At 42.1% G+C, this 26,921-nt stretch carries 26 protein-coding genes and 6 tRNA genes; 26 read left to right on the top strand and 6 right to left on the bottom strand.

The annotated features are described in order from the left end of the window. Nucleotides 1-38 precede the first annotated feature (38 nt). On the top strand, nt 39-1,352 hold the full coding sequence (locus BLR82_RS19620) for a DEAD/DEAH box helicase (protein WP_074601130.1): 1,314 nt from the start codon (nt 39-41) through the stop codon (nt 1,350-1,352). Nucleotides 1,353-1,402: 50 nt separating this feature from the next. Then, nucleotides 1,403-2,296, top strand: a complete 894-nt coding sequence (locus BLR82_RS19615; protein WP_074601129.1) for a deoxyribonuclease IV — start codon at nt 1,403-1,405, stop codon at nt 2,294-2,296. A gap of 498 nt (nt 2,297-2,794) precedes the next feature. Here the strand turns inward: BLR82_RS19615 and BLR82_RS19610 are convergent, their stop codons facing one another. Then, entirely contained in the window at nt 2,795-3,079 is a 285-nt protein-coding gene (locus BLR82_RS19610) for a DUF2624 domain-containing protein (protein WP_074601128.1), read from the bottom strand. Nucleotides 3,080-3,284: 205 nt separating this feature from the next. Between BLR82_RS19610 and BLR82_RS19605 the strand changes: the two genes are divergently transcribed. Next, complete coding sequence (locus BLR82_RS19605) at nt 3,285-4,022, top strand: transglycosylase SLT domain-containing protein (protein WP_245693901.1); 738 nt, start codon at nt 3,285-3,287, stop codon at nt 4,020-4,022. A 159-nt stretch (nt 4,023-4,181) separates the two neighbouring features. Next, a complete protein-coding gene (locus BLR82_RS19600; protein WP_074601127.1) occupies nt 4,182-4,628 on the top strand; it encodes a DUF4190 domain-containing protein in 447 nt (148 codons plus the stop codon). A 46-nt stretch (nt 4,629-4,674) separates the two neighbouring features. Here BLR82_RS19600 and ispG read toward each other — a convergent pair whose 3' ends face one another. Continuing rightward, nucleotides 4,675-5,784 (bottom strand): flavodoxin-dependent (E)-4-hydroxy-3-methylbut-2-enyl-diphosphate synthase, encoded by a 1,110-nt coding sequence (gene ispG, locus BLR82_RS19595; protein WP_074601126.1) that lies wholly within the window; start codon nt 5,782-5,784, stop codon nt 4,675-4,677. A 115-nt stretch (nt 5,785-5,899) separates the two neighbouring features. Then, complete coding sequence (locus BLR82_RS19590; protein ID WP_074601125.1) at nt 5,900-6,271, bottom strand: LysM peptidoglycan-binding domain-containing protein; 372 nt, start codon at nt 6,269-6,271, stop codon at nt 5,900-5,902. Between the two features lie 117 nt (nt 6,272-6,388). Here BLR82_RS19590 and BLR82_RS19585 point away from each other — a divergent pair, with 117 nt between their 5' ends. The 17 genes from BLR82_RS19585 to phoU all read left to right on the top strand — a co-directional run bounded on the left by BLR82_RS19585 (nt 6,389) and on the right by phoU (nt 19,896). After that, on the top strand, nt 6,389-7,015 hold the full coding sequence (locus BLR82_RS19585; protein WP_074601124.1) for an NfeD family protein: 627 nt from the start codon (nt 6,389-6,391) through the stop codon (nt 7,013-7,015). Between the two features lie 312 nt (nt 7,016-7,327). Further along, a complete protein-coding gene (locus BLR82_RS19580; RefSeq protein ID WP_074601123.1) occupies nt 7,328-8,953 on the top strand; it encodes a Na/Pi cotransporter family protein in 1,626 nt (541 codons plus the stop codon). A 232-nt stretch (nt 8,954-9,185) separates the two neighbouring features. Continuing rightward, a tRNA-Asn gene (locus BLR82_RS19575) sits at nt 9,186-9,260 on the top strand. Between the two features lie 4 nt (nt 9,261-9,264). Next, nucleotides 9,265-9,341: transfer RNA gene (locus BLR82_RS19570), tRNA-Met, on the top strand. 10 nt (nt 9,342-9,351) lie between these two features. Next, nucleotides 9,352-9,427: transfer RNA gene (locus tag BLR82_RS19565), tRNA-His, on the top strand. Between the two features lie 12 nt (nt 9,428-9,439). Continuing rightward, nucleotides 9,440-9,516: transfer RNA gene (locus BLR82_RS19560), tRNA-Ile, on the top strand. A 9-nt stretch (nt 9,517-9,525) separates the two neighbouring features. Beyond that, nucleotides 9,526-9,618, top strand: a tRNA-Ser gene (locus BLR82_RS19555). A 71-nt stretch (nt 9,619-9,689) separates the two neighbouring features. Continuing rightward, nucleotides 9,690-9,765 (top strand) — tRNA-Phe (locus BLR82_RS19550). Nucleotides 9,766-10,090: 325 nt separating this feature from the next. Then, a complete protein-coding gene (gene sodA / locus BLR82_RS19545) occupies nt 10,091-10,702 on the top strand; it encodes a superoxide dismutase SodA (protein ID WP_074601122.1) in 612 nt (203 codons plus the stop codon). A gap of 220 nt (nt 10,703-10,922) precedes the next feature. Then, complete coding sequence (locus BLR82_RS19540; protein ID WP_074601121.1) at nt 10,923-12,197, top strand: MFS transporter; 1,275 nt, start codon at nt 10,923-10,925, stop codon at nt 12,195-12,197. A gap of 69 nt (nt 12,198-12,266) precedes the next feature. After that, complete coding sequence (locus BLR82_RS19535) at nt 12,267-14,381, top strand: peptidoglycan D,D-transpeptidase FtsI family protein (protein WP_074601120.1); 2,115 nt, start codon at nt 12,267-12,269, stop codon at nt 14,379-14,381. A gap of 332 nt (nt 14,382-14,713) precedes the next feature. Beyond that, nucleotides 14,714-15,682, top strand: coding sequence for a phosphate ABC transporter substrate-binding protein (locus tag BLR82_RS19530; protein ID WP_074601119.1), 969 nt, complete (start codon nt 14,714-14,716; stop codon nt 15,680-15,682). Between the two features lie 87 nt (nt 15,683-15,769). After that, nucleotides 15,770-16,693, top strand: a complete 924-nt coding sequence (gene pstC, locus BLR82_RS19525) for a phosphate ABC transporter permease subunit PstC (RefSeq protein WP_074601118.1) — start codon at nt 15,770-15,772, stop codon at nt 16,691-16,693. Continuing rightward, nucleotides 16,693-17,580 carry a phosphate ABC transporter permease PstA gene (pstA, locus tag BLR82_RS19520; protein WP_074601117.1) on the top strand — a complete coding sequence of 296 codons (888 nt, stop codon included), beginning with the start codon at nt 16,693-16,695 and terminating at the stop codon, nt 17,578-17,580. The genes pstC and pstA overlap by 1 nt, the downstream gene beginning before the upstream one ends. Before the next feature lie 50 nt (nt 17,581-17,630). Continuing rightward, complete coding sequence (pstB, locus tag BLR82_RS19515; protein ID WP_139187016.1) at nt 17,631-18,419, top strand: phosphate ABC transporter ATP-binding protein PstB; 789 nt, start codon at nt 17,631-17,633, stop codon at nt 18,417-18,419. Nucleotides 18,420-18,436: 17 nt separating this feature from the next. Beyond that, complete coding sequence (pstB, locus tag BLR82_RS19510) at nt 18,437-19,213, top strand: phosphate ABC transporter ATP-binding protein PstB (RefSeq protein WP_074601115.1); 777 nt, start codon at nt 18,437-18,439, stop codon at nt 19,211-19,213. A gap of 23 nt (nt 19,214-19,236) precedes the next feature. After that, the gene (phoU, locus tag BLR82_RS19505) at nt 19,237-19,896 is read left to right on the top strand and encodes a phosphate signaling complex protein PhoU (RefSeq protein WP_074601114.1); all 660 of its coding nucleotides are present in this window, start codon (nt 19,237-19,239) and stop codon (nt 19,894-19,896) included. Between the two features lie 76 nt (nt 19,897-19,972). Here the strand turns inward: phoU and BLR82_RS20660 are convergent, their stop codons facing one another. Both BLR82_RS20660 and BLR82_RS19495 read right to left on the bottom strand, forming a co-directional pair. Beyond that, nucleotides 19,973-20,452 carry an endolytic transglycosylase MltG gene (locus BLR82_RS20660; protein WP_083334961.1) on the bottom strand — a complete coding sequence of 160 codons (480 nt, stop codon included), beginning with the start codon at nt 20,450-20,452 and terminating at the stop codon, nt 19,973-19,975. A gap of 11 nt (nt 20,453-20,463) precedes the next feature. Then, nucleotides 20,464-20,823, bottom strand: coding sequence for a hypothetical protein (locus BLR82_RS19495; RefSeq protein WP_074601113.1), 360 nt, complete (start codon nt 20,821-20,823; stop codon nt 20,464-20,466). A gap of 233 nt (nt 20,824-21,056) precedes the next feature. Between BLR82_RS19495 and rpmG the strand changes: the two genes are divergently transcribed. The 4 genes from rpmG (at nt 21,057) to BLR82_RS19475 (ending at nt 24,339) form a co-directional block, all read left to right on the top strand. Beyond that, nucleotides 21,057-21,206 carry a 50S ribosomal protein L33 gene (rpmG, locus tag BLR82_RS19490; protein ID WP_026771167.1) on the top strand — a complete coding sequence of 50 codons (150 nt, stop codon included), beginning with the start codon at nt 21,057-21,059 and terminating at the stop codon, nt 21,204-21,206. A 246-nt stretch (nt 21,207-21,452) separates the two neighbouring features. Further along, nucleotides 21,453-22,010 (top strand): 5-formyltetrahydrofolate cyclo-ligase, encoded by a 558-nt coding sequence (locus BLR82_RS19485; RefSeq protein WP_074601112.1) that lies wholly within the window; start codon nt 21,453-21,455, stop codon nt 22,008-22,010. A 61-nt stretch (nt 22,011-22,071) separates the two neighbouring features. Then, nucleotides 22,072-22,260, top strand: a complete 189-nt coding sequence (locus BLR82_RS19480) for a hypothetical protein (RefSeq protein WP_074601111.1) — start codon at nt 22,072-22,074, stop codon at nt 22,258-22,260. Nucleotides 22,261-22,806: 546 nt separating this feature from the next. After that, complete coding sequence (locus BLR82_RS19475) at nt 22,807-24,339, top strand: rhomboid family intramembrane serine protease (protein ID WP_074601110.1); 1,533 nt, start codon at nt 22,807-22,809, stop codon at nt 24,337-24,339. Here BLR82_RS19475 and BLR82_RS19470 read toward each other — a convergent pair. Then, nucleotides 24,312-25,193: a hypothetical protein gene (locus tag BLR82_RS19470; RefSeq protein WP_074601109.1), complete on the bottom strand. Its 882-nt coding sequence runs from the start codon at nt 25,191-25,193 to the stop codon at nt 24,312-24,314. The two genes, BLR82_RS19475 and BLR82_RS19470, sit on opposite strands and share 28 nt — an antisense overlap. A 188-nt stretch (nt 25,194-25,381) precedes the next feature. Here BLR82_RS19470 and BLR82_RS19465 point away from each other — a divergent pair, with 188 nt between their 5' ends. Beyond that, nucleotides 25,382-26,845, top strand: coding sequence for a spore germination protein (locus tag BLR82_RS19465; RefSeq protein ID WP_074601108.1), 1,464 nt, complete (start codon nt 25,382-25,384; stop codon nt 26,843-26,845). Nucleotides 26,846-26,921: the final 76 nt, after the last annotated feature.

The following is a 26,921-nucleotide window of genomic DNA, read 5'->3' as shown; positions in this document are numbered from 1 at the left end:
TAGGAAAGTAGCAAAAGTCAATTTAAAGGAGTTTATAAATGAAAAACCATCATTTCAGACAATATTCATTGCATCCCCTTATCAATGACGTCATTGACCGACTTGAATTTCATAAGCCAACCCCGATACAGGAGAAGGTGATTCCGGCCGTTCTGAGAGGGGAGAGCGTGATTGGACAATCCCATACTGGATCAGGGAAAACCCATGCTTATTTACTGCCATTGTTCAATGAAATGGAGGAATCGAAAAAGCAGGTTCAATTTGTGGTCACGGCACCTACAAGGGAACTGGCTATCCAAATCTATGACGAAGTAAGGAAAATCATTCATTATGCCAACAAAGATCATCGCTGGAATGCGAAACTGCTGATTGGCGGAACCGATAAAAAAAGGTCGATTGAAAAGCTGAAGGAACAGCCACACATTGTTGTGGGTACACCGGGAAGGATTTTAGATCTTGTCGAGGAAGGAGCACTTGACTTATACAATGCCAAAGCATTCGTTGTCGATGAAGCGGACTTAATGCTTGATCTCGGTTTCATTCAGGAGGTCGACAAGACGTTGGTAAAGACAAATCAAGAAATACAGCTCCTTGTTTTTTCTGCGACGATTCCGGAAAGGTTGCAGCCGTTCTTAAAAAAATATTTGGAGAATCCGGCCCACTTAACCGCCGATGAACATAAGCTTTCACCTGAAACGATGGAGCACCGACTAGTGCCTTTACGGCATCGTTCTGTTTCGGAGATGGTCTATCGTATTTCAGGAGCCATTCAACCTTACTTGGCAATTATTTTTACAAATGGAAAGGAACTGGCTAATCAACTTGCAGAAGAGCTCACCGAAAAAGGAATGGAAGTAGGGCTTATCCATGGAGGGCTTTCTCCACGAGAAAGAAAGCGGATGTTGAAGGAAATTCAAAATCTTCGTTATCAATACATTGTTGCTACCGATCTGGCAGCCAGAGGGATTGATATTAAAGGTGTCAGCCATGTAATCAATGCCCAGCTGCCCAAGGAAGAAGAATTTTATATCCATCGAGTTGGCCGTACTGCGCGCGCAGGGATGGAAGGCACAGCGATTAATCTGTACACCGATCAAGATGTGCAGCTAATTGAAAAACTGGAAAAAAAAGGATTGACGTTCACCAGCTTTGACGTTAAAAACGGGGAATGGGAGGAAGTCAAAGCCTGGAATGAACGAAGCACAAGGAAAAAAGCTGAATCAGACACGGAAAAAGAGGCATGGCGCAAGGTCCGTAAACCAAAAAAAGTGAAACCGGGTTATAAAAAGAAGATGAAGCAACAGAAGGAACAAGTGAAAAAGAAGTTAAATCGTAATAAGTATAAAAAATAATTATTATTATGTTATAATAGTTATAGAAAAAGAACAAAGAGGTGGAGGAATTGCTGAAAATAGGTTCGCACGTATCGATGAGTGGTAAAAAAATGTTGCTGGGATCGAGTGAGGAAGCTGTATCTTACGGTTCTAATGCATTTATGATTTATACAGGAGCACCGCAAAATACACGCAGGCGTCCACTAGAAGAGTTAAATATTGAAAATGGGCGCAGGCATATGGCGGAAAACGGTATTGTTGATCTCGTTGTCCATGCCCCTTATATTATCAATATTGGTAATACGACAAAAACGGAGACGTTTGAACTCGGAATCAATTTTTTGAGAAGTGAAATTGAGCGTACAGAAGCTTTAGGTGCAAAGCAAATTGTCCTGCATCCCGGCGCCCATGTTGGCGCAGGTGCAGACAAAGGGATAGAGAAGATCATCGAAGGCTTGAATGAGGTACTCCATAAAGACCAGCAAGTGCAGATAGCTTTGGAGACAATGGCTGGAAAAGGCTCAGAGGTTGGCAGGAATTTCGATGAATTGGCAAAAATTATCGACGGTGTCAAGTTGAATGAAAAGTTGTCTATTTGTTTTGACACGTGCCATACTCATGATGCGGGTTATGATATCGTTCATGACTTTGATGGAGTCCTCGACGAGTTTGATCAGGTGATCGGTTTAGACCGATTAAAAGTCATTCATGTCAATGATAGCAAAAATGAGCGCGGAGCCGGGAAAGATCGTCATGAAAATATTGGCTTTGGGCATATTGGGTTTGACGCACTTCGAAACATTGTCCATCATCCGCAATTGGAAGAACTCCCTAAGATTTTGGAAACCCCGTATGTAGGAGTAGACAAAAAGAACAAAAAACCTCCATATAAGTTTGAAATTGAAATGCTTAAAGGCGATTCTTTTGTCAGAGATCTAAAAGAAAAAATTGTTGCACAATAATTAAAGTATTTGGAAAAAGTATAATAGGCCAAAGTAAAAACCGAACGTGATTCGAAAGCATAAGCATTCGAATTCGTTCGGTTTTCTTTTTGATTTATAAGCTACCTGCGCATAACATGGCAATTAAGCTTTTTAACTTTCCCTTTTGAATAGTGGCAAACACTCCCATCGCCAAGTGCTTCGCTGAGGGAGGGCGAAGCCGTGCCCGTGGTAAGGACGGTATCTTGTCGAAACGATGGGAAACATCCCTCATAACTCCTGGATTAAAGCAAGTCTATCTACGGCATTTACCTTTCTTTGTTGATTCTTTTAATCCTTCCTATCCTGATATTGATTGGTTCATTTAAGTGGAGGTATGCTAAATCCCAACCTATTTGTCTGGGGAAGATGGTATTCCCTTCCTACCATCAACAATTGTGGTATAGGCTAACCAGTATCTTATGGGATTTTTCGGTGTATCAATCGAGCGAATGTTTAGTTTCAGTTAAGATAGGGAAGTCAATAAAACCAGGAGTCAATGCCGTATTCTTTCGTCAGTTGCTTAAACAGTTTATTGGCTTTTTTAGCTGTTTCTACGTTTGTCATTTTGGCTAGCTCTTTGAACAATACCATGCGCTCTTTCTCGCTGAAAGGATCGAATTCTGTTTTTCTTAAATAGGCAGTTATTTGTTCTGCCTGTCTTTTAGTTACTGGAATATCATATTGCTTGCTGTAATGAAGCAACTCTTCAGTACTTACTTGTTTCAATTTATTGAGTATCATCTTTTTAAGCATGCTGTTCATCCAAAAACCCTTTCTTCTACTGGCTGGTATCGACAGAGTTGAAACAGCCGAGCGTTAAAGTTTTCCCTGTTATACCTTATGAAGAAGAGCAGGTTTTGTGACGGGCAACAGTCGGTAAGTAAATCAATTGCATTTATGCCCCTTAACAGCTAGTATAGTTTTTTGTGGTTGGAAAAATGCAGGTTGTAGTAAGGAGTGGATTTATGTGAACTTTTGGAGCAACTCTGGTTCTAAGGCCATCAGCTTTTTATTTATTTGTGCACTATTATTATTTATATTTGACGGATATGCCAAAGATAACCAGAAAATCGATGCAATCTCGCAGGAGAAAGAAGAAATAAAAGCGCAGATTGTCGAACTCAAACAAGAAAATAAGCAACTGCGATCAGAAAAAAAGTACCTACAATCCCAACAGTCCGAATTAACTAACAAAAATGGGTATCTCACTTGGCCGAAAATCGAACAGATTGCGGATACTTTTGTTGAAGAAAGTGATGGGAGATTTAAGAAATCCTGGGCGCTCTATTTGGTGAAAGAGGCGCAAAAATTTGATATAGACCCTAAGATTGTTTTTGAGCTACTCAAGGTCGAGACTGGCGGAACTTTCGATGCAGAATTGGTTGGTCCGGAAACCAAATATGGGAAGGCATATGGAATGGGGCAGTTCATGAAGAACACAGCACCGTGGGTGGCTGAAATGGCTGGATTACCGTATGAAGAGGAATTATTGTACGATCCATATTATTCCATGCAACTGTCAATCGTATATCTCGATTATTTGCATAATGAATATGGTAAATGGGAAGAAGCGTTAACTGCTTATCATCGTGGTATGAATGGGATGGAAGAGTTTGTCCGGAAAAACGGTGATGCCAAAAGCTGGTATGCTGTAGAAATATTGTCCAATGCGGAAAATCACAAGACTGTGGCAACTGCAAACTAAACGAAAACCACCCAAATGGGTGGTTTTCGTCGTTTAGTAAAATCATTTCGAAAAATCAGCTTTGAGTGATAGGTTACATCCTTTATTTACCTTGTAATTTGAACAAGGTTCCTTCACAAACTACAAAAGCACCCCGATAAGAAAGTGAGGATGTTGCCGATGGACGAGAATTCGAACAAAAAGCAACAGAATGAAGAAGTCGAGGATGCTCCGAAATTTGGAGATGACACGAACGATCCGATTATTACCCAGCAACAGGGGGGTTCTGTACCTCCGAGAGATCCGCATGAACAATATATTCTCGACGAGCCGTATAAACGGGATGAAGAAATGGCTCAGGAGTTGACAGCTACAGAATTCAATAAGCCAATCAACGCCGAGGAAAAGGAAACAAAGATGGACGGGGATGTGCAAACAGGGTTTGGCTGGGTGGCTGTTATCCTTGGTGTTTTATCTTTCTTCATGATGCCGGTGGTACTTGGTGCCGCCGCGATCATTTTTGGGTTTATATCGAGAAATCGGGGTGCCCATACTCTGGGAAATACAGCGATAATCGCTGGAGCTGTTTCCATTATCCTAACGTTGTTTTTAGCCCCCTTTGTGTAACAAAAGAGCTGGTTCCTTTTGGAACCAGCTCTTTTCGTGGTCGCAATTATGCCTTTTGTTTGTCTTCTTCTTCTTTTTGTTGAGCGAAGTACTCTTCCGCAATTCGATCAACTTCGATTTTTAACTCGTCAACCATTGTTTCTTCAGGCACTTTACGAATGATTTCCCCATGGCGGAATAGTAAACCTTCTCCGCGGGCTCCTGCGATCCCGATATCGGCTTCTCGGGCTTCTCCTGGGCCGTTTACCGCACAACCAAGCACAGCTACTTTGATTGGCGCCTTGATGGTGGAAATATAATCTTCCACTTCATTGGCAATGGAAATCAGATCAATTTCAATCCTGCCACATGTCGGACAAGAAATAAGGGTTGCTGCATTGGAAGCAAGGCCAAAGGATTTGAGCAACTCTCTGCCAACCTTTACTTCTTCAACAGGATCAGCACTTAAAGAAATTCTCATTGTGTTTCCGATACCTTTACTTAGAATTGCTCCCAACCCGGCAGCACTTTTTACAGTTCCGGCAAATAAAGTACCGGACTCGGTGATGCCAAGATGAAGCGGATAGTCAATTGCTTCCGCTGCTTTTTCGTAAGCTTCGATAGCCAATGGGACATCAGAGGCTTTCATGGAAACGATAATGTCATGGAAATCGAGATCTTCGAGAATTTTGATGTGATGAAGTGCGCTTTCCACCATGCCGTCGGCTGTCGGGTATCCGTATTTTTCGATGATATGCCGTTCGAGTGACCCGGCGTTAACACCAATCCGGATTGGAATTCCTTTTGCTTTGGCAGCATTAACAACAGCCTCCACCTTATCCCGTTTGCCGATATTTCCCGGGTTGATTCTGATTTTGTCTGCTCCGCCTTCAATTGCCTTCAAAGCTAGTTTATAGTTAAAATGAATATCGACAACTAAAGGAATATTTATTCTTTTTTTGATTTCCGGAATCGCATCTGCAGCTCTGTCATCAGGACAGGCGACACGTACGATTTGGCATCCGGCTTCTTCCAAACGGTTTATTTGATTAACAGTTGCTTCAACGTCATGTGTTTTGGTAGTAGTCATAGATTGGATGACCACTTCGTTTTTACCCCCGACCATGACATTGCCTACTTTGACTGGTCGTGTATTTTTCCTGTGGGTTATTGCCATAAATATATCGCTCCTTTATTTAATCGCGAACAAGAATGGTATTTTAGGTACCATTGCTTATTATAAGGGGAAAAGGCTAAATTGAGAAGTAACAAACCTTAAAAAAACGGATACTTCATTCCTCGCTTACATATAAAGGAAATAAGTATGTTTCCCCAGGCTGGATTTGTTGGGGATCTGTTCCGGGATTCAATTTTTGAAAGTCAGTGACGATACTGTCAATTGCCAGAACCGCTTCCGCACGATTGATTTCCTCAATAATACTGAGTACTGTATCACCGGGGCGTACCTCCACTTCTATTGCCTGATAGGCTGTTTGGTCTTGTTGCGGTGCTTTCTGAGAAGGCTTGTGGCTTTCTGACAGGTTGTCGGACTGTTCTTCTGTCTGTTGGACGCCATTTAATGTTCCGACCGTCAAATCTTTAAAGATACTGACAATAAATAATACAATAAAGAGAGTTACGACTGTTTTTTTGAGGAATCCCATAGTAACACCGCCTTCTATTGATTTATATATACATTCTACAAATAAAATAAAACCCTTTTTTTGAAACAAAATTCTTTAGAAGAACGTAAATAATACAAAGCAGGAAGGGTGATACAAGTGGACGTTTTTTCAGCAGACTGGGTGAGTTTTATCATTACAGGTCTCGGTACTTTATTTTTATTCGGCGAACTGTTGATAAATATGAGAGGTATTTTTGGCATTATTGGCTTAGGTTTTATAACCATCTATTTTCTGTCGTTTTTGGCACCAGGTGCCTTTGTACTGATGATGGTGATTTATTTGATCGGATTGTTGCTGATTATTATAGATGGAAAATTTCTGAATGATGGAACCCTTGCTACTATAGGTGCTGTCTGTATGATCCTTTCGATCGGGTTAAGCTCTCCTAACTGGACAGCAGGACTATATGGTGTGATCGGGGTAATTATCGGCGGCTTTTGTTCTCTTCTTTTCCTGAAGGTATTCAAGCGAAGAGAAATGTGGTCGAAGTTAGCCTTGGTTGATCAACTTACAAGCGAGAAAGGATATAACTCAATGAACGAAACGTATGCTTCGTTAATTGGAAAAGAGGCAATCACTATTACGGATATGCGGCCTGTCGGAACCATTCGGGTAGGAGGGGAGGACTACAGTGCAGTAACGAACGGTCAATGGATTCCAAGAGAAACAGAGGTCAGGATAGTGCAAGTGGACGGAACAAAAATACTTGTATCAAAAAACTAACAGTAACAAAAGCTATAAAAGAGTGTTTCATCGTGAAATGGTGAAGTACTCTTTTTTGTTGGTTATGTAACGGCTAACTTTACGATTGTAGTAATGGAATTGGGGTACATAACCAATAGAAAGGAAAGCATTAGCAAAAAGTGGCGGAAAAACCAGCTTTTATATGTATTGATGAAGGGAAGAGTCGTTTGAGGAACAAGAATGTAAATTTAACGTAAATTTTAACGAAAAATCTTTACAAACTCTTCTGCTTTCATTAATAATGAGAGAGGCAATTCAAGCTAATCAGCATGTGTGAAGGGATGGGAAACGTTGGATATTAATGTGCAATCCTTAATTTTCGAGTTTGTCGGCGGACTGGGAATCTTCCTGCTCGGACTGAAATTTATGGGAGATGGTTTACAAAAGTCTGCAGGTGACCGATTGAGGGATATTTTAGACCGGTTTACCAGTAATCCATTTATGGGTGTGCTGGCAGGTATTATTGTTACAGTCCTTATTCAAAGTAGTTCCGGGACAACAGTACTCACAGTGGGACTAGTTAATGCCGGTTTTATGACTCTCCGGCAATCAATAGGGGTTATCATGGGTGCCAATATCGGTACGACCGTGACCGCCTTCATCATTGGTATCGATTTAGGGGAGTACGCCCTGCCGATTATGGCTGTCGGTGCATTTATGCTCTTTTTCTTTAAAAATAATAAAGTGACCTACCTGGGACAGACGGTTTTTGGATTCGGGTCTCTGTTCTACGGTTTGGAATTAATGAGCAGTGGAATGTCTCCGCTTCGAGATGTACAAGCTTTTCATGATTTAACTTTAAATATGAGCTCCACTCCAGTTTTGGGCGTAGTGGTTGGTACGTTGTTTACCTTTATCGTCCAAAGCTCCAGTGCTACGATAGGTATCCTGCAAGGCTTGTTCGAACAGGGTGCCATCGATATCCAAGCAGCATTGCCGGTGTTATTCGGAGATAACATCGGGACGACAATCACTGCGATTCTTGCTTCGATCGGAGCGACCATTGCAGCTAAACGTGCAGCATTTACCCACGTTATTTTTAACGTGATAGGAACGACGATCTTTCTGATTCTGTTGCCTTTATATACGAGGTATGTTTCTTATTTACAGGATGCGTTCAATCTTAACCCGGAAATGACGATTGCTTTTGCTCATGGAAGCTTCAACCTGGCGAATACAATCCTCCAGTTTCCATTCATTGGTGCGTTGGCGTTTATCGTGACAAAACTGATACCTGGTGAGGATGCGGTTATCGAGTATAAACCGAAGCACCTGGATCCAATTTTCATCCAGCAGTCTCCGTCGGTCGCGCTTGATCAGGCAAAAGAAGAGGTCATCCGTATGGGTGAATATGCTTATAAAGGATTGGAAGAAGCAAGCCTGTACTTGAATAATCATAGCCAAAAGCATGCAGACATGGCTCTCCAGGTAGAAGGAGCACTGAATAACCTTGATAAGGAAATTACGGAATACCTTGTCAGTTTGTCAGGTACTTCCTTTTCGGAAGCAGACAGTACGAAACACACTGCTCTAATGGATTCCGTTCGTGATATTGAAAGAATTGGTGATCATTTCGAAAATATAGTCGAGCTTGTCGATTACAAGATATCCAATAAAGTGGTTATAACAGAACAAGCCCAGCAGGATTTAAATGATATGTTCGATCTTACGTTAATTACTGTTAAACAGGCGATCAATGCGCTTGGCGAAATGGACAGGGAGGAAGCATTGGCGGTTGTACAAAAAGAAGATCAAATTGATCAAATGGAACGTGCTTATAGGAAAAAGCACATTATCCGTATGAACGAAGGTTCCTGTTCCGGTCCGGCCGGCATCGTTTTTGTCGATATCATCAGCAATTTGGAAAGGATCGGCGACCACGCGGTGAACATAGCGGAAGAAGTATTAGGGGAATAATGCAAAAGGGTGCCAAAGCTGTTTGGCACCCTTAATTATCGAGAAAATGACAAGAGCGATCATAAAAATTATAAAAAAATACTTGAATGGGAGAGGCGGACATGCTATATTATTTTTGTTGCCGATTTAAAAACATTTGCAAAAAGTGTTGACAGTCTTACATATTCATGGTAAATTATATTTCGTCGCTTCAACAAGGTAGATATTAACGACAGGAAGAGAAGCTGATTATTCCACAGTAGCTCAGTGGTAGAGCAATCGGCTGTTAACCGATCGGTCGTAGGTTCGAGTCCTACCTGTGGAGCCAATATGGCGGTGTAGCTCAGCTGGCTAGAGCGTACGGTTCATACCCGTGAGGTCGGGGGTTCGATCCCCTCCGCCGCTACCAACTAAATATGGCGGTCGTGGCGAAGTGGTTAACGCACCGGATTGTGGCTCCGGCATTCGTGGGTTCGATTCCCACCGGTCGCCCCATATTTTATACTAGGACCCTTAGCTCAGCTGGTTAGAGCTATCGGCTCATAACCGATCGGTCGCAGGTTCGAGTCCTGCAGGGTCCACCAACAACTCGAGGAGGATTACCCAAGTCTGGCTGAAGGGAGCGGTCTTGAAAACCGCCAGGGGCTTCATCGCCCGCGGGGGTTCGAATCCCTCATCCTCCTCCATTACATAAACCATTACATAAACTCACATGTTCCGGCTTGCAAAAAATGGCAAGCACGAGGAAATATGTATTGGCTCGGTAGCTCAGTCGGTAGAGCAACGGACTGAAAATCCGTGTGTCGGCGGTTCGATTCCGTCCCGAGCCACCATTTTACTTTATGAATATAAATTGTAAACAGTAAAGACGAGCATTCTGCAGCTTGTCTTTTTTTATTGCTGCCCGACAAATGTACTACACTATGTTTTTGTGCAGGAAATACCCCTGCCACATCCTTTCGTGTGCTAATTTCTTGTAAGCTTGACTGTTGTGTGGAAGGTGTCTTTCCCTCTTCCATCCATAAAAAAGGGAAAAGTTTCTAATTTTAATGCATAAAAGTTGCAAGAAAAAACACGCTTTGATAATCTTGGTTTTGAAGGAAAGATGATTAGTGTCATCTTTTTCTAGCTACATATTATTAAAAGGAGGAATTAACAATGGCTAAATTTGAACTACCAGAGCTACCTTATGCATACGATGCATTAGAACCGCATATCGATAAGGAAACAATGAATATCCACCACACAAAGCACCATAACACTTATGTGACAAAATTAAATGGTGCTGTGGAAGGAAACAGTGATTTGGAAAACAAATCACTAGAGGAATTGCTTTCAGATATCGACAGTGTTCCTGCTGAAGTTCGTACAGCTGTACGCAACAATGGCGGGGGTCATGCTAACCATTCACTATTCTGGACTGTTCTTTCTCCTAATGGCGGCGGCGAACCATCCGGTGAGTTAGCTGACAAAATCAACTCGAAGTTCGGCGGCTTCGACAAATTCAAAGAAGAATTCGGCAAAGCCGCAACAGGCCGTTTTGGATCTGGATGGGCTTGGCTGGTTGTCAACAATGGCGAACTGGAAATCACTAGTACGCTAAACCAGGACTCTCCTATCATGGAAGGAAAAACACCTATCTTAGGTTTGGATGTTTGGGAGCATGCTTATTATCTTAAGTATCAAAACAAACGTCCTGAATACGTTTCTGCTTTCTGGAACGTAGTAAACTGGGATGAAGTTGCGAAGCGTTACGAAGCGGCTAAATAATAAACGATTTGAAGCAAAAGGACTTGATGAGTTTTTCTCATCAAGTCCTTTTTTTATGGTAAGAAAAAGCCTCTAAAGCTATTTCCTTCTGTCCTTTAGCTTCTCTACAAGTCTTAGGGCCTGCCTGTCCTTGACGGCTGGGATATTTCAATTCGGCGTCTTTTGTATAACTCCGTTTCTTTAGAAAACACTAAGTTTAACAGTAAAGGAGACGGGAAATATGAAAAAATCTTTACATTTACTATTAGGCGATATTGAAATAGACAAGAATTTAAAATTGCTTCTGACCATTGGCGGGCTGTATTCACTAGGCATCTTTTTGTCGAATACTTTCGTCAATATTTATCTTTGGAAGCAATCAGGTGATTATATGGCGATTGCCCTCTATAATTTAGCTATTTATATTCTACAGCCGCTTACATTCATTCTCGCAGGACGCTGGGCCAAAAAAGTGGACCGGGTGATTGTCTTACGACTGGGAGTGTTATTTCTCTCGCTGTTCTTCATGACTGTTTTGCTGGTTGGTGAACAAGCTGCCAAGTATAACATGCTGTTGGGCGGCTTACTCGGAATCGGTTATGGTTTCTACTGGCTAGCCTTTAACGTCCTGACATTTGAAGTGACTGAACCAGAAACAAGGGATTTTTTCAATGGCTTCCAAGGACTGCTTCAGTCGTTTGGAGGGATGATTGGCCCGATACTGGCTGGTTACATTATATCCCGAATGGCATCCTTTCAAGGCTATACCGTCATATTTGCCATTTCGTTCTCTCTATTTGTACTGGCGGTAGTGTGTACGTTTTTTCTGAACCGTCGTTCTGCAAAAGGTGTATTCCGTTTTGTCAGGATCTTCAAAGAACGAAATCAAAATAAAGACTGGAAAAGGGTCCTTTACGCCCACTCCTTTCAAGGTCTGCGGGAGGGCATATTTGTCTTTGTGATTTCGGTTTGGGTGTTTATAACAACCAACAGTGAATTGGCATTGGGAACATTCAATTTGATTTTTTCCGGTTTTTCTTTTGTGTTTTATTATGCTGCTACACGTTTGATCAAACCCCGAATGAGAAAGGGAGCGATCTTTATAGGCGGGTTGTCCCTTTGCCTGTCCGTATTATTGATTCTTATTCATCTGGATTATACGACGTTACTTATCTATGCAGGGATTATCGGTTTTTCTTATCCCATACTGTTTGTGCCGTATGCCTCGATGACGTACGATGTCATCGGAAAAGCATGGAGAGCCGCCGAGATGCGGATTGAATATATTGTCGTAAGAGAGTTATTTCTCAACTTCGGCAGAATCACATCAATTCTTTTATTTTTAGCAGCGGTCAGTCTCTTCGAGGCGGAAGTTGCGATTCCTTATTTGTTAGTGGGAGTCGGAATTGGGCCGTTCATCATCTATTTCTTTTTGAAAAATATTGATTTGAAGGTGACAGAACCAAGGGAAAAACCAGCCATCTCCAAAGAATTGGCGGAAGAGGAAAATCGTTGAGAAATAATAGTCTGCTCCCCGTAAAAATGTTATACTAACAGTAATGTACACTTATAAAGGGGGAGCGATATGGGAAAGAAGAAAAAACGAGCACAACTTCCCTTTCGTTTAAATATATTGTTTTTGTTTGTATTTTTGCTGTTTTCCGGCTTGATCTTGCAGCTGGGTGTTGTTCAGATCTTGAACGGCGAGGAAGCGCAGGATGAAATCAATCGAACGGAGAATACAATATCGGAAATACCTGTACCACGGGGGAAAATGTATGACCGTTATGGCCGGCTGGTTTTAGATAATGAACCAGTCCGGTCGATTACTTATACAGCACCAAAAAATGGAGCAAAAGTAGAAGATCGCTTGAAATTGGCGAAAAAACTTGCTGGTTATATCGACATCGAAGATGCTGAAGATAAAGTGAGTGAACGGGATAAAAAGGAATATTGGTATATTTTGAATGAAGAGGATGCTCTGGAGAAACTAACGGATGAAGAAAAGGAAGAGATGGACAACGGTGAACAGTACAATACGATGCTGAAACGAATCACGGAAAAAGAGTTGGCAGAAATTGAATGGGACGATGACTTGCTCGAAGTGATCGCTATTAAAAAGGAACTGGACGCTGCTTCGGAGCTATCTCCTCACATCGTGAAAAATGAAGGAGTCACAGAAGAGGAGTATGCAAAGGTATCCGAGCATTTAGGTGAATTGGAAGGAATCGACGCAACGATTGACTGGAATCGAATCTCTGCCGTGGAAGGTACATTCTCCGATATTATCGGAAGTGTGTCCAGTTCAGATCGCGGTATCCCAAAAGAAAATGAGCAATACTACTTGAGCCGAGGGTACAGCCCGAACGACCGTGTCGGCATCAGCGGGCTGGAGGAGCAGTACGAGGCAGAATTGAAGGGAACCAAAGAGAAAGTCGAATATATCACCAACAGCAGCGGGGAAGTCGTAGATTCCAAGGTAGTCACTGAAGGACAGCGCGGCAACGATTTGATGCTGACCATCGATATGGAACTGCAGCAGGCTGTTGATAAAATTGTCCGGGAAGAACTGAAAACCGCAATAGAAATGCACCCATCCAAAAACCAATATATGTCCGATGCGTTGGTCGTCATGATGGATCCCCAGACAGGTGAAGTGTTGACCATGTCAGGCCAGCATTATGATAGGGAAGAAAAGGAGTACCGTAACCAATCTTACCGGACGCTTTACGATGCGCACAGGCCTGGTTCCGCAGTAAAAGGCGCAACCGTTTTATCTGGTTTGGATGCCGGAGTAATTAAGCCCGGCACAGTATTTCATGATACTGAAATAAAAATTGGACAGTTGAAAAAATCCTCCTATAGAAATTTAGGGAATGTCACGGATGTGCAGGCTTTGGAGAAATCTTCCAACGTGTACATGTTCCATATAGCCATGCGCATGGCTGGTGAATTCAACTACCACTACGGAATGAAGTCGATGAACTTTGATCCGGAATCCTTTACGACAATGCGGAATTACTTCAAGCAATTCGGACTTGGCGTGGAAACGGGAATTGATTATCCTTATGAAGCAACGGGTTATGTTGGGCCGGACCCGCGAGGTGGTAACTTGCTTGACTTTGCTATTGGGCAGTATGACACATATACGACGATGCAATTGGCTCAATATGTTTCTACATTGGCCAACGATGGCTACCGTATCCGACCACGTTTAGTCAGCGAGATAAGATCCCCCAAACCTGATCGCGATGAGCTTGGTTCTGTCGTCGAAAGTTTTAATACGGATGTCTTAAACAAAATCGAAATGGATGATAAATACCTGGACCGTGTCCATGAAGGATTTCGAAGAGTTATTACCCAAGGAACTGCACAGGGTCATGGTTGGGCAAGCTTGAGTGAGTATAAAGTTGCGGCCAAAACGGGTACTGCGGAAAACGAAGTATACAAGGATGGCAAAAAGCTTGCTGATACGGAAAACCTCAGTCTTGTCGGATATGCCCCATATGACGAACCGGAAGTAGCCTTTGCCATCATTGTGCCGAACAACGGAACAGGGAACGGTCAGTATGATATCAACCATAAAATCGGAACGAGGATCATCAAGAAATACTTTGAACTGAAAAAAAACCGTGATAAAGACGGTGTGAACAAAGAATTGAAACAGAGCAAGGAAGGAAAAGAAGAAGTAGAAGATTAAATCAATAAATTGAGATTACAGGAGAAGTCCTTGGCAATATGTTGCCAAGGACTTTTTTTGGTTGAAAAGCGAGGATGTCTGCGTTTACTCTTGTTGCCTAACGCACGTTCGGTCATAGGTGACAGCTGGCTTCCCTCATTGTAAATCATTCAGAAACTTCCCCTAACTCACCAGAGAATTCGTCGACAAAATCTATCAATAAGGACTATTTATCTAGTAAATTTACATGATCTTTACAAGCAGTTAACTGCTACTTAAAACTAGCGCGTTACGATGTACTTGTAGCCGGATAGGCGACAATCATTTTATAAGATTATAGGGGGAACAAACTTATGAAGAAAACGAAGTTATTATCCTTTGCTGCATTGTTGATTTTGCTGATAGGGATATTGGCAGCATGTGGATCGAGTAATGGAGAAGATCAAGAATCAAACGGATCGAACGAAACGGATCAAGAGACAGATGCCAGCCAAGATTCCGAAAGTGAATCCGATGAAGGAGCAAGCGCAGAGGGTGCTTCCGGTTCGATTACTATTTCCGGATCTAGTGCTATGCAGCCATTAGTAGCAGCTGCAGCAGAACAATTCATGAGCGAAAACCCTGAAGCGGACATTCAAGTCAACGCCGGTGGATCTGGTACAGGCCTTAGTGAAGTGTCTGAGGGAACAGTGGATATTGGAAACTCGGATGTGTTTGCAGAAGAAAAGGATGGCATTCCGGCTGATGAATTAGTCGATCACAAGGTTGCCGTAGTAGGGATGACTGCAGCAGTGAATCCTGGAGTAGGAATTGACGATATCTCGAAAGAAGATCTGAAGAAAGTTTTTACAGGAGAAATCACAAACTGGTCTGAACTTGGCGGCGAAGATGTAGATATAACGCTGGTCAATCGTCCTGATTCATCTGGTACGCGTGCAACCTTCGTGAATTTCGGTCTTGATGGTGAAACACCTGCAGAAGGTGTTACGGAGGATTCTTCGAATACAGTCAAGCAAATTGTCAGTGAAACAGAAGGAGCAATTGGATATCTGGCATTCTCCTACTTTACTGATGATTCTGTCACAGCAATGGCAATAGATGGTGTGGAACCAACAGATGAAAATGTACAAAACGGTGAATTCCCAATTTGGGCTTATCAGCACTCTTATACAAAAGGGGAAGCAGAAGGCCTTGCCAAAACGTTCCTTGACTACTTAATGAGTGATGAAATCCAAACGGGATTACTACCGGAGCAAGGATATATCGCATCAACAAAAATGCAAGTAGAACGCGATGCCGAGGGAAATCAAACAGATAAATAAGAAGAAAAACAGAAAAACAAATGAGAAAAAATGCAGGGTAAATGCTAAAAGCATTTGCCCTGTGATGACTTATTAGGGGTGTTTACTATGGAAAACAAAGCAGCTCTATCAGCGGGAGAGCGATTAATAAAATCAAAACAAAACAGGTCATTAGGTGAACTGAGAGGGAAAATCCTGGTTACGTTGTGCGCACTGATTATGATTACAGCCACAGTAGCCGTAACGATTTTTCTGACTGTTAAGGGGCTGCAATCTTTTCTTGTGAACCATGTAAGTCCCATTGAGTTTTTAACCAGCACCAATTGGAACCCATTAGCAGACCAGCCAAGCTATGGCGCATTGCCATTCATTTTTGGTTCATTGGCTGTTACCTTTCTCTCTGCTTTGATTGCAGCACCGTTAGGTATCGGCGGAGCCATTTTTATGACAGAAATCGCCCCGTCGTGGGGAAGAAAAGTCCTTCAGCCAGTCATTGAGCTGTTGGTAGGAATTCCTTCTGTTGTTTATGGATTCATAGGGCTTACAGTATTGGTTCCTTTTATTAGAGAACATGGCGCGGGAACCGGTTTTAGTATTCTTGCTGGTACCATTGTCCTGTCCATCATGATTTTGCCGACGATTACTACTATAGCGACGGATGCAATGGGTGCATTGCCGAACAGTTTGAGAGAAGGTTCATTGGCCCTTGGGGCGACTAGATGGCAGACAATCCGGAAAGTATTGCTGCCTGCAGCCCTGCCATCCTTGTTGACAGCAGTCGTACTCGGGATGGCCCGAGCATTTGGTGAAGCATTGGCAGTACAAATGGTCATCGGAAATGTCCGGAACCTGCCGGAAAGTTTACTTGATCCGTCTGCCACTTTGACGACGATCATTACATTAAATATGGGTCATACCACCTATGGGAGCGTAGAAAACAACACGTTATGGTCCATGGGACTAATTTTGTTGATCATTTCGTTTGTCTTCATATTAATAGTCCGATACTTGTCATCTAGGAGGAAAATCTAATGAACAGCAAGGTAGCAGATCGAATCGCCACCGGAGTCTTTGTCACAATAGCCTTTATCATCGTTGCCATTCTGGCCGCGCTGTTCTCTTTTATCCTGTTTCGAGGTGTACCGCAAATTTCCTGGGAGTTTCTTACCACTCCTTCCAGCTCGGTACAGGCAGGAGGGGGAATTAGAGACCAACTCTTCAATTCCTTTTACATCTTGTTTATCACAATGCTGATTACCGTACCCCTTGGAGTATGTGGTGGTATTTATATGGCGGAATATGCCAAGCCGGGTAAAGTAACCAATTTTATTCGATCGTGTATAGAAATGCTTGCGTCCCTGCCTTCTATCGTCGTCGGTATGTTCGGACTCTTAGTTTTTGTCAACACGACAGGATGGGGCTATACCATTATTGGCGGAGCATTGGCTCTTACGATTTTCAATATTCCGGTTATGGTCCGGGTCAGTGAAGATGCCATTCGCTCTGTACCTGCTGAAATGAAGGAAGCAAGTCTTGCGCTGGGCATCACACATTGGCATACAATCAAGACAGTGTTGATTCCATCGGCCTTCCCAGGAATTTTGACAGGATCCATTCTGGCATCGGGACGTGTATTCGGTGAAGCGGCAGCACTGTTGTTTACGGCGGGATTATCTACACCACGGCTTGATTATCTGGATTTAAATCCTTTTTCAGAAACTTCTCCATTGAACATTTTTCGACCGGCTGAGACGCTTGCTGTTCATATTTGGGCAGTGAACACGAATGGCATCATGCCTGATATCAGGGAAATAGCCAATGGATCATCTGCGGTGCTGGTTTTATCAGTATTGATTTTTAACCTATTGGCTAGATGGCTCGGCAGTGTTGTCCATAAGAAAATCACGGCAAGTAAATAATTGAACAAAGGGGTATTAATATGGCTGCTACAATCACAATTGAACCAAAGATGCATAAACAACCGACAGCAGTGGATGAAAAGAGAGAAACCATCCTGCAGACAGAGGACTTGAGTATCTATTATGGAGACAATCAGGCGGTAAAACACGCCAATCTGGATATAGAAAAGCATGCCATTACTGCTTTGATCGGTCCTTCCGGTTGCGGGAAATCGACGTTTTTGCGAAGTATTAACCGAATGAACGATTTAATCCCTGTTTCATGGAATGAAGGAAAAATTATGTATGAAGGCGTGGATATCCTTTCGAAAAATATCAATACAATCGCGCTTCGTAAAGAAATCGGCATGGTTTTTCAAAAACCGAATCCTTTTCCGAAATCAGTTTACAACAATATTACGCATGCCTTGCGATTTTATGGGAATCGCAAGAAAAAACAGTTGGATGAAATCGTGGAAGAGAGCTTGCGAAAGGCTGCTTTATGGGACGAGATAAAAGACAGGCTGCACGATTCAGCATTATCTTTATCAGGCGGGCAACAGCAGCGACTTTGTATCGCCCGGACACTTGCAATGGAACCAAACGTATTGCTGCTGGATGAACCTTCTTCTGCTCTTGATCCAATTTCCAATGCAAAAATAGAAGAGTTAATTTTGCAATTGAAAGAAGACTATTCGATTGTTATTGTCACGCATAACATGCAGCAGGCTTCCAGGATTTCGGATAAAACAGCGTTTTTCTTGAATGGATCTGTAATTGAATACGGAGAAACCGAAAAAATATTCACCAATCCAGATCAAGAAAAGACAGAAGATTATATTTCCGGCAGATTCGGATAAGGGGAGGGAACAGAGGCATGAACAAGACAGCAACAGCAAAGAAACCCGTTTTTCATGTACAAGACATGAATTTATGGTACGGAAACAACCAGGCTTTGAAAAATGTCAATCTGGAAATTCCAAAAAATGAAGTCACGGCGGTAATTGGACCATCTGGTTGCGGAAAGTCGACCTTTATCAAGACTTTGAATTTGATGATTAAAAGGATTCCATCTGTTAAATTATCAGGCGAGCTGCATTTTAATGGGCAAAATATTTTAAGAGACAAAGTCGATTTGGTTAACCTGAGGAAACAAATCGGAATGATTTTTCAAAAAGGGAACCCTTTCCCACAATCGATTTATGACAATGTAGCGTATGGTCCGAGAATACACGGCATGAAAAAAAAGAAACAGCTCGATGAAGCAGTGGAAACGTCTTTGAAACAAGTTGCCTTATGGGATGAAGTGAAGGACCGTTTAAACAGTTCAGCTCTCGGCTTATCCGGAGGCCAGCAGCAGCGACTTTGTATCGCCCGTGCAATTGCCACTAAGCCAAGTGTCGTACTGATGGATGAACCTACATCGGCATTAGATCCCGTTTCCACCCTTCGGATTGAACAATTGATTAGCGAGCTGAAGAATCAATATACGATTGTGATTGTTACCCATAATATGCAACAGGCGGCCAGGATATCTGATCAAACGGCATTCTTTCTTCACGGCGAAATAATAGAAGCCTCGGACACGGACAGTTTATTTTCTGTTCCCTCCGACAGACGGACAGAAGACTATATTAGCGGCCGATTTGGTTAATTTTATAGAAAAGAGGAGATAAGATGGTTGCAAGAGAACAGTTCCAGGTAGAATTGACGGCATTACGGGGTCAAATCATCAGTCTTGCCCATGAAACAGAAAAAATGCTGGAAAAAGCAATGGAAGCATTATATAACCAGGATATCGAACTGGCCAATGAGATAATCGCTTATGATGAACAATTGGATGAAAAGGAATTAAAAATCAATGAAGACGCGATTTTGATGATTGCCAGACAACAACCTGTAGCAACAGATTTACGGAGACTAATCATCGCATTGCGCATTTCCTCTGACTTGGAAAGAATGGGCGATAATGCTAAAAATATAGCGAAAGCAGCCATTCACTTAGGGGAAAATCATGGTTTGACGATCCACCCTGCTCTGAATGATATGAAGCAAACGGCATTGAAAATGGTCGATCTCTCGGTAAAGGCCTTTGAATATGAAGATATCACCTTGGCAAGAAAACTGGCAGAGTTGGATGATTTAGTCGATAACATGTATGGAGAAGTAGTTCGTGAAATGCTCGAAGAAACAGCGACCAATCCCCAGAAAATACAACACATCATGCAGATGGCTTTTAGTGCGAGGTATATTGAACGTTTCGCCGATCATACTACCAATATCGGCGAAAGTATTCTCTATTTGGTCAAAGGGGAGACCCTTGACTTAAATAAGTAGCTGTTTGCAAATCATTAAAACCACTTGGATTAACCAAGTGGTTTTAATGATTTCTTGCTCCGTCATTGACGATAAATCAACGGGTAATGGTTTCGGCAATTTCCTGATAGGTCATACCTTCCTCGATATGAAATTCTCCGGTTTGAATTCCCGTACTATAATCATGCTCAGTTAAGTAATTGCTAAAACTCTGTTTGTCTTCTATAATACCAGCTTCATAAAGCATATCAATGATTTCTTCTGTGCTCATGCCTGGTTCGACATGCAGGTCAATACTGGCTGGTGTCATGCTTTCTTGTTCTTCCGTATTTTCTTCGTCTTTCTCTTCCTCGTTTTTCTCGTCTAGTCCTTCGGCCGTTTTATCCTCTGATTGTTCAGTCTGTATTTCATCCAGCGTTTTAACGACATATCCCTCCGCCTCCAGCTGTGTAACCATCTCGGAAACCTGCATCTCTGTTTTTTGTTCTGCAGTCTTTCCATCGATGTAATAGATAACGCCCAGCACGAGGACTGCGCTCAAAAGGCCAAGGGCAAACGCCCTTATCGGTTGCTTCATCCTGATTCTCCTTATCTCTTTGAAGAAAATTGTTTTATAATGGAAAGTACGTCGTGTTCATTCAAGGAAGTTTCCCTGGCAATTTGCTCGACTGATTTTCCCTGGTGATTCAGTTCGAGTATTTCCTGGTACATGGACGGTTTTTTTCCTTGAGATACTGGAATGGTATCCTCCATAAAATCCATGTCGTCTGCAAGCAGTTCTTCTTCCAGTATTTTGATCTTTTTTTTCATCTGGTAAGATTCTTGCATGGAAGAAATAGAAAACTGCTCCAGTTGCTGTTCGATGTCTTTGAATCGATCATTCATGAAAAAGGATAGGATCAATAAAATGATGGCCACTGCCAACAAGGCAGAAAGTGCATATAACATGGTGATTCCTCTTTTCTTATGGCTTTTTATTTAAAATAGTTACTTCTTATGTATAATTTTAGAAGTAGTTGATGGTTTCCATAACAGTTATATCATATTCTCTCAAATATTTGAATGCTTTCTGTTAAGAGGTTGAAATTGCACAGTTTTTTTGGTAGTATTATTAAGTCTGAAAAATGATATGTAAGATTTAAATGATGATTACATTTGATGAAGGTTTGGAGGGATAAAGAATGCGTGTAAACATTACACTTGCTTGCACCGAAACAGGTGACCGCAACTATATTACAACTAAAAATAAACGTAAGCATCCAGAACGTTTGGAGCTAAAAAAATATTCTCCACGTTTGCGTCGGCACACATTGCACCGCGAAACAAAATAACCCTGCAGTATATCCGGATTGCCGGAAGCTGTATGTGTTACAAAACCCCCACCAAATTCATTTGGCGGGGGTTTTTATCTGTTTTCTTTTGGTTTCTCTTTTCGTGAATTTGGTATCCTCCCCGAAGGATAAAAGGGAGTAAGGATTTGTGGGAAATTGGGAAGCTTACCAATGCGTTCTGCATTTGTTATGATAAAATCAAGCATGGAATCGCGTGATTATCGAAGATGAAGGATGGTCTGGGAAATGAAAAAAAGTGAATGGAGAACGAAGGCTAAACAATTGCTAGAAGACATGCCTGCTGAAAGAAGGGAAATGATCGAAGCAAAATTGGCGGCTCACTTATTCGATTCGGTTTATTGGAAGAAGGCCAAAACAATCGCATTGACCGTTTCCCAACGTCATGAGTGGGATACCAGAGTGATCATCGAGAAGGCGTGGAAGGAAAAGAAAAACGTTTGTGTTCCAAAGTGTTATCCAAAAGTACCGGAGATCGTGTTTTATCATTTGTCGTCCTATGACCAATTAGAATGTGTTTATATTGATTTATTGGAACCAAATCCTGACGCGGCTAAATCTATTTCGAAGCAAGAAATAGATCTGATCATCGTTCCGGGCTTATTGTTTGATCTGCAAGGATATCGGGTTGGCTATGGCGGGGGTTATTACGACCGTTTCTTATCCGATTTTTCAAACCCCACCCTCGCTTTGACAAGTAATGAACAGTTGATCGATGAGGTTCCCAGAGATGCTTATGATATAGCGGTCGACCATATCATAACGGAAACCGGATTGATATTTTAGAGGCATAAAATGAACCCTCCTAGTGCATGATAAGATCATCCAGTGAGAAAGGGTGTAGAACATGAGAGCATTTCTGATTGCATGCTCGATTATTATCACAGCCGGTATGGTTTTTCAAAAACGATTTAAAATACTTAACGCACTGCTTGCAGTCAATACACTGCGAAAGCTTGCTGTCACTGTGTCGATGAACATTCCGTATATTCGGACAAAAATCATGCCTGCTATTTTAGGACGCTCAGCATCATAAGCTGAGCGCCTTTTTTTATGAAGCAACTTAAGCAATTTGACTTTTGCACTTAAAATATAAACTGCGCAGTAACTTCCTTTGTGGTCCAAGGGCCTTTTTATAGAAGTAGTGTAGTTCGGCGCTGCGGAAATACCCTGCGCATTCCGCGGGCGGCTGGTAAGCTTCCTCGAGCTAAAGCTCTGCGGGATCTCACCGAGGCCTTTCCTCCCGCGGGAACAGCGCGAGCTGAAGATCCACTTGGTAAAGCGGTTTTCTTTACCAAGTTAGCTGAAGCCGTGCCCGCGGAAAGCGTAGTATGCTACCGAAGCGGCGGTTAACACTCTTTTTGAATAGGCAATGGCACTTCACATTACAGTTACTGCGCAGTTTATAGTTCTGCGTCTTCGCAACAACGCAACAATTTTTTATTAATAGTCTTGGTTTTCAAAAAGTAAAAGAGAGGAGCTAGCGGACAAGGGGGTCATCCTTTTCATATGAGTGGCGAAAGGTTTTTTTGTCATTTAGACTGTCATACATGGTAAGATAAAAGGGAGAGGGAGTGGCATCATGTATGTGCAAGATGAATATTACTTTTTGAATTTAGCTCATGATTTGGTCCGTGACCATGACTATGAACTATTACATATTGATAAGGACAGTCAGGAAATCTGGCTCGAAAAGCAGCAAAAAGATACTTCGAATGTGATCCGGTTGTATCATAAAAGTTTTGATTGGGGAAATCATTTGAAAAATGACATGGCTCAGGTCATCTATAAAGTACAGAATTTGCGTAAGCTGCTCGGTGGCAAAAAAGTGAAAATACATGATGTTTATATTGCGGCACAAGCACCTGTCGATGACTGGGAGTCCTTGAAAAAACCGTTGCTTGTAAAGGATAAAAAGCCCACAGAAATGCATGTTTATTATTTAGACGAAAGGAATCGTCTTAATGAAAAGTATCGGTTATATGATGATTTGGGGCTTGATGATCGACCGATCATACAGTCTGACAATGAAGAAGTAATGGAGCGTCAGTCTGACGAAATTAAAAGCCTACTAAAAAGCCGCTTGGTTGAACAGCAGCAGGCAGAACAGTCTGTCTTCCAGCATGGCCGACCTTTGTTTACCTACGTTTTACTCGCCGTCAATGTCCTATTATTTTTTTTGCTGGAACGTCACGGAAGCAGTCTAAACACACAAACATTGATCGATTTTGGAGCGAAGTACAACCCGGCCATTTTGCAAGGGGAGTGGTGGAGGATCATCTCATCCATGTTCCTTCATATTGGCTTTGTCCATTTGCTCATGAATATGATTGCTTTGTTTTATTTGGGCACAGCAGTAGAAAGGCTGTATGGAACTGGCCGGTTTGCGATCGTCTACTTTTTAGCTGGCATAACAGGTGGGCTTGCAAGCTTTGCCTTTAACACACAGGTGTCTGCTGGCGCATCGGGAGCGATTTTTGGTCTTTTCGGGTCCCTGCTTTACTTTGGAGTGCTCTACAAAAGATTGTTTTTCCGGACAATGGGCTGGAATCTTCTGTTTATATTGGCTTTAAATATTGCTTTCGGCGTTATGATGCCACAAATTGACAACGGCGCACATATCGGTGGATTGCTTGGTGGATTCTTGGCCTCTGCTGTTGTTTCTTTACCTGGAAAAAAGAAAAGGTTGAATCAATTGGGAGGATTCATGCTTTACCTTTTATTGACCGTCGGTTTGCTATTCTATGCCATGCAATTTTCATCAGCCAATCTTCTCCAGCTTGCCCAGCATTCTATTGAGCAGGAAGAGTACCACCGTACCTTGAAATATACGGAGCAAGGGCTTGAAGATGGGGAATACAAGGCAGAGCTTTTGTTTTACCGGTCGCTGGCACACTTGAATTTGGATGAAGCCGAAGCAGCAATCGATGATTTAGAGGAGAGCTTAAAAGTGAAACCGGATTTTGCCGAGGCACATTATAACTTGGCTTTATTGTATGTCAGCCATGACCAAGTCGACAATGCGAAACAGCATGCAGAAAAAGCTTTAAGCCTGCAACCGGATAACAAAGATTTTGACAATCTGGTTCAACGTTTGTCATCGAATGAAGGGTAGGCCTGTAACAATTGTTGTTTCTCCTCGTTTTCATCTTGGAAAAGAACCATTAAATGGCTTCCATCATTCGCGAATAATAGTAGAGGGATAAACGTATTGATTGGATGCTTGTTATTCTGGCTCCCTGCAATTCCAAGGATATAATGTTTGTAAAGTCCTTCCCAAAGCTGTCCGATAACCTGCTGACTTTCGGTTTCTGTTAACCCGGGCAACGGCAGGTGTTCGTATTTGGCCAAGTCTGTTAATGGAATGATGGTATACTTATCGATCGGAATATCAAAGTGATTGATCAGTTGGTTCCAATGGAAACTGAGTTGCTGGTTGGTAGCTGTATCAAGGGTGTGCTTCCATTCTTCCTGATTTTTGTTTAATGGCTGATCAAAAGATTCCAAGGCTGTGTGAGGAGAGTCAATCACGTACAATTCATCAGAAGACATTGCCTGTATACTTTTAATTTTGTCATCTGGATAATGAACTTCTCCGTGATGAAAAGTGATTGCCTGGAAGTGACTGCTGTCTTCCCCATGTATAGATGATTTTTGTTCGATAGTTTGTCCGTTTTCTTTCCATTTGCTAAGGATTCCTTTCAATTTTCCGTCTACATATAATAAAGATACATCCTGTCGTAAATAAATAGGGGTCTCTAATTCGGAAACTTCCTGCCATTGTACACCATATTCATCCGTATCAATTTCGGACAATATCTTCAAATCTGTATAGTAAGAAGAAAAAGAAATCTTTTCATCCAGCGGAAAGTATTTAAGTACTGTTTTTTCCTGGTTGGCGAGAAAAAATAAACCGGCAGCAAGGACGGCTGCAGTTAAAATGACTGGTATGAGAAACGTTTTTTTCATATAGTTTTCTCCTTTAACAGCTTGTCATTAGTTGCTTAATTGAATATATGTACTAGTCGTAAATTATATGAAACGAAGCTGTTTGATCTTTATAGCAGGAGTTGTACAAGTAGTGGATTTTCTGTATGGTTCATACCTAAACGGTACAAGCTAACAGTATTAAAGACTTTACCAAATAGGATGAGACCATGGACAACGAAACGAAGAAGGTACCAGTACATCGCAACTTAGAAGAGAATGTAGATTACATGCGGGAACGTCTCGGTGTGGATAAAAGCTTTGATGTCATCCACATGGACTTAGAATACGCTGGTAAGAAAATGGCTTTATTTATGGTTGATGGATTTGTTAAAGATGATATCCTTCACTTATTGATGAAGCTTTTATCCAGACTAGAGCCCGATCAGTTGGAGCCGGATCCACTGGAGAAGCTGCTTAAAACCCATTTGCCATACATCGAGCTGGACAAGTCGGAGGATTTGGATGAAACCGTCGATACAGTGCTGGCCGGGCCGACGGCATTGTTAGTGGAAGGAATCCGTTATGCCATTATCATTGACGCTCGTACTTACCCAGTCAGAAGTCCGGATGAACCGGATTTGGAAAGAGTGGTAAGGGGTTCGCGTGATGGTTATGTAGAAACCATTGTGTTTAACACTGCTTTAACAAGAAGGAGAATCCGTGACCGTTCCTTGCGCATGGAATACTTAAGCATAGGCAGGAGGTCCAAAACAGATATTTGTCTTTGCTATTTAGATGATATTGCTGACAAAAGTAGAGTGGAAACGTTAAAAAAGCACTTGAAAAAGATTGACACCGACGGTCTGCCGATGGCTGAGAAGACCATCGAAGAGTATCTATGCGGGCGTCACTGGAATCCTTATCCGACTATACGATATACAGAACGACCGGATACAGCAGCTGCCCATATATATGAGGGACATATTTTGGTGATTATCGACGGGTCACCAAGTGTTATGATTACGCCGGCTACCTTCTGGCATCATTTACAGCATGCTGAAGAATACCGTCAGAAACCATTGGTAGGAGCATATCTGCGGATGGTGCGTTTTATTGCGGTAATCGCTTCGATTTTTATTCTTCCTTTGTATTACTTGCTTTCCACGAGCCCGGATTTATTGCCCGAAACGCTGGCTTTTATCGGTCCCAGTGAAGACGGAGCCATACCGATATTGATCCAATTCTTAATTGCAGAAGTGGGAATAGATATGCTCCGGATGGCGGCCATCCATACTCCTACAGCGTTGGCGACTGCGCTTGGTCTTGTCGCAGCCATATTGATTGGACAAGTAGCCGTCGAAGTGGGGTTGTTTTCTTACGAAGTGGTATTGTATCTTGCAGTAGCGGCAATCGGTACATTTGCTACTCCAAGTTACGAATTAAGCCTTGCCAACCGAATATTCCGGATTGTTTTACTTGTTTCCACAGCAATCTTCGGAGTGAAAGGATATGTTGCCGGGATAACGATTTGGATTTTTTATCTGGTGCGAATAGACTCTTTTCGAATTGGTTATCTATGGCCATTCTTCCCATTCTCTGCCCGGCCGTTGCGCGATATTGTACTTCGCTCTCCGATACCACTGAAAAACAGAAGACCTACATTTCTAAATCCTCAGGATCCAGATCGATAATTAAGTATAGATCATCCAGCTTGTAGAGAATTCAACTTTTTCTACAAGCTTTTCGTTTTTTCTCAGAAACCAACCC

This window comes from Sediminibacillus halophilus (assembly GCF_900103695.1).
Lineage (GTDB): Bacteria > Bacillota > Bacilli > Bacillales > Amphibacillaceae > Sediminibacillus > Sediminibacillus halophilus.
This window is presented reverse-complemented; position numbering and strand designations above follow the sequence as displayed.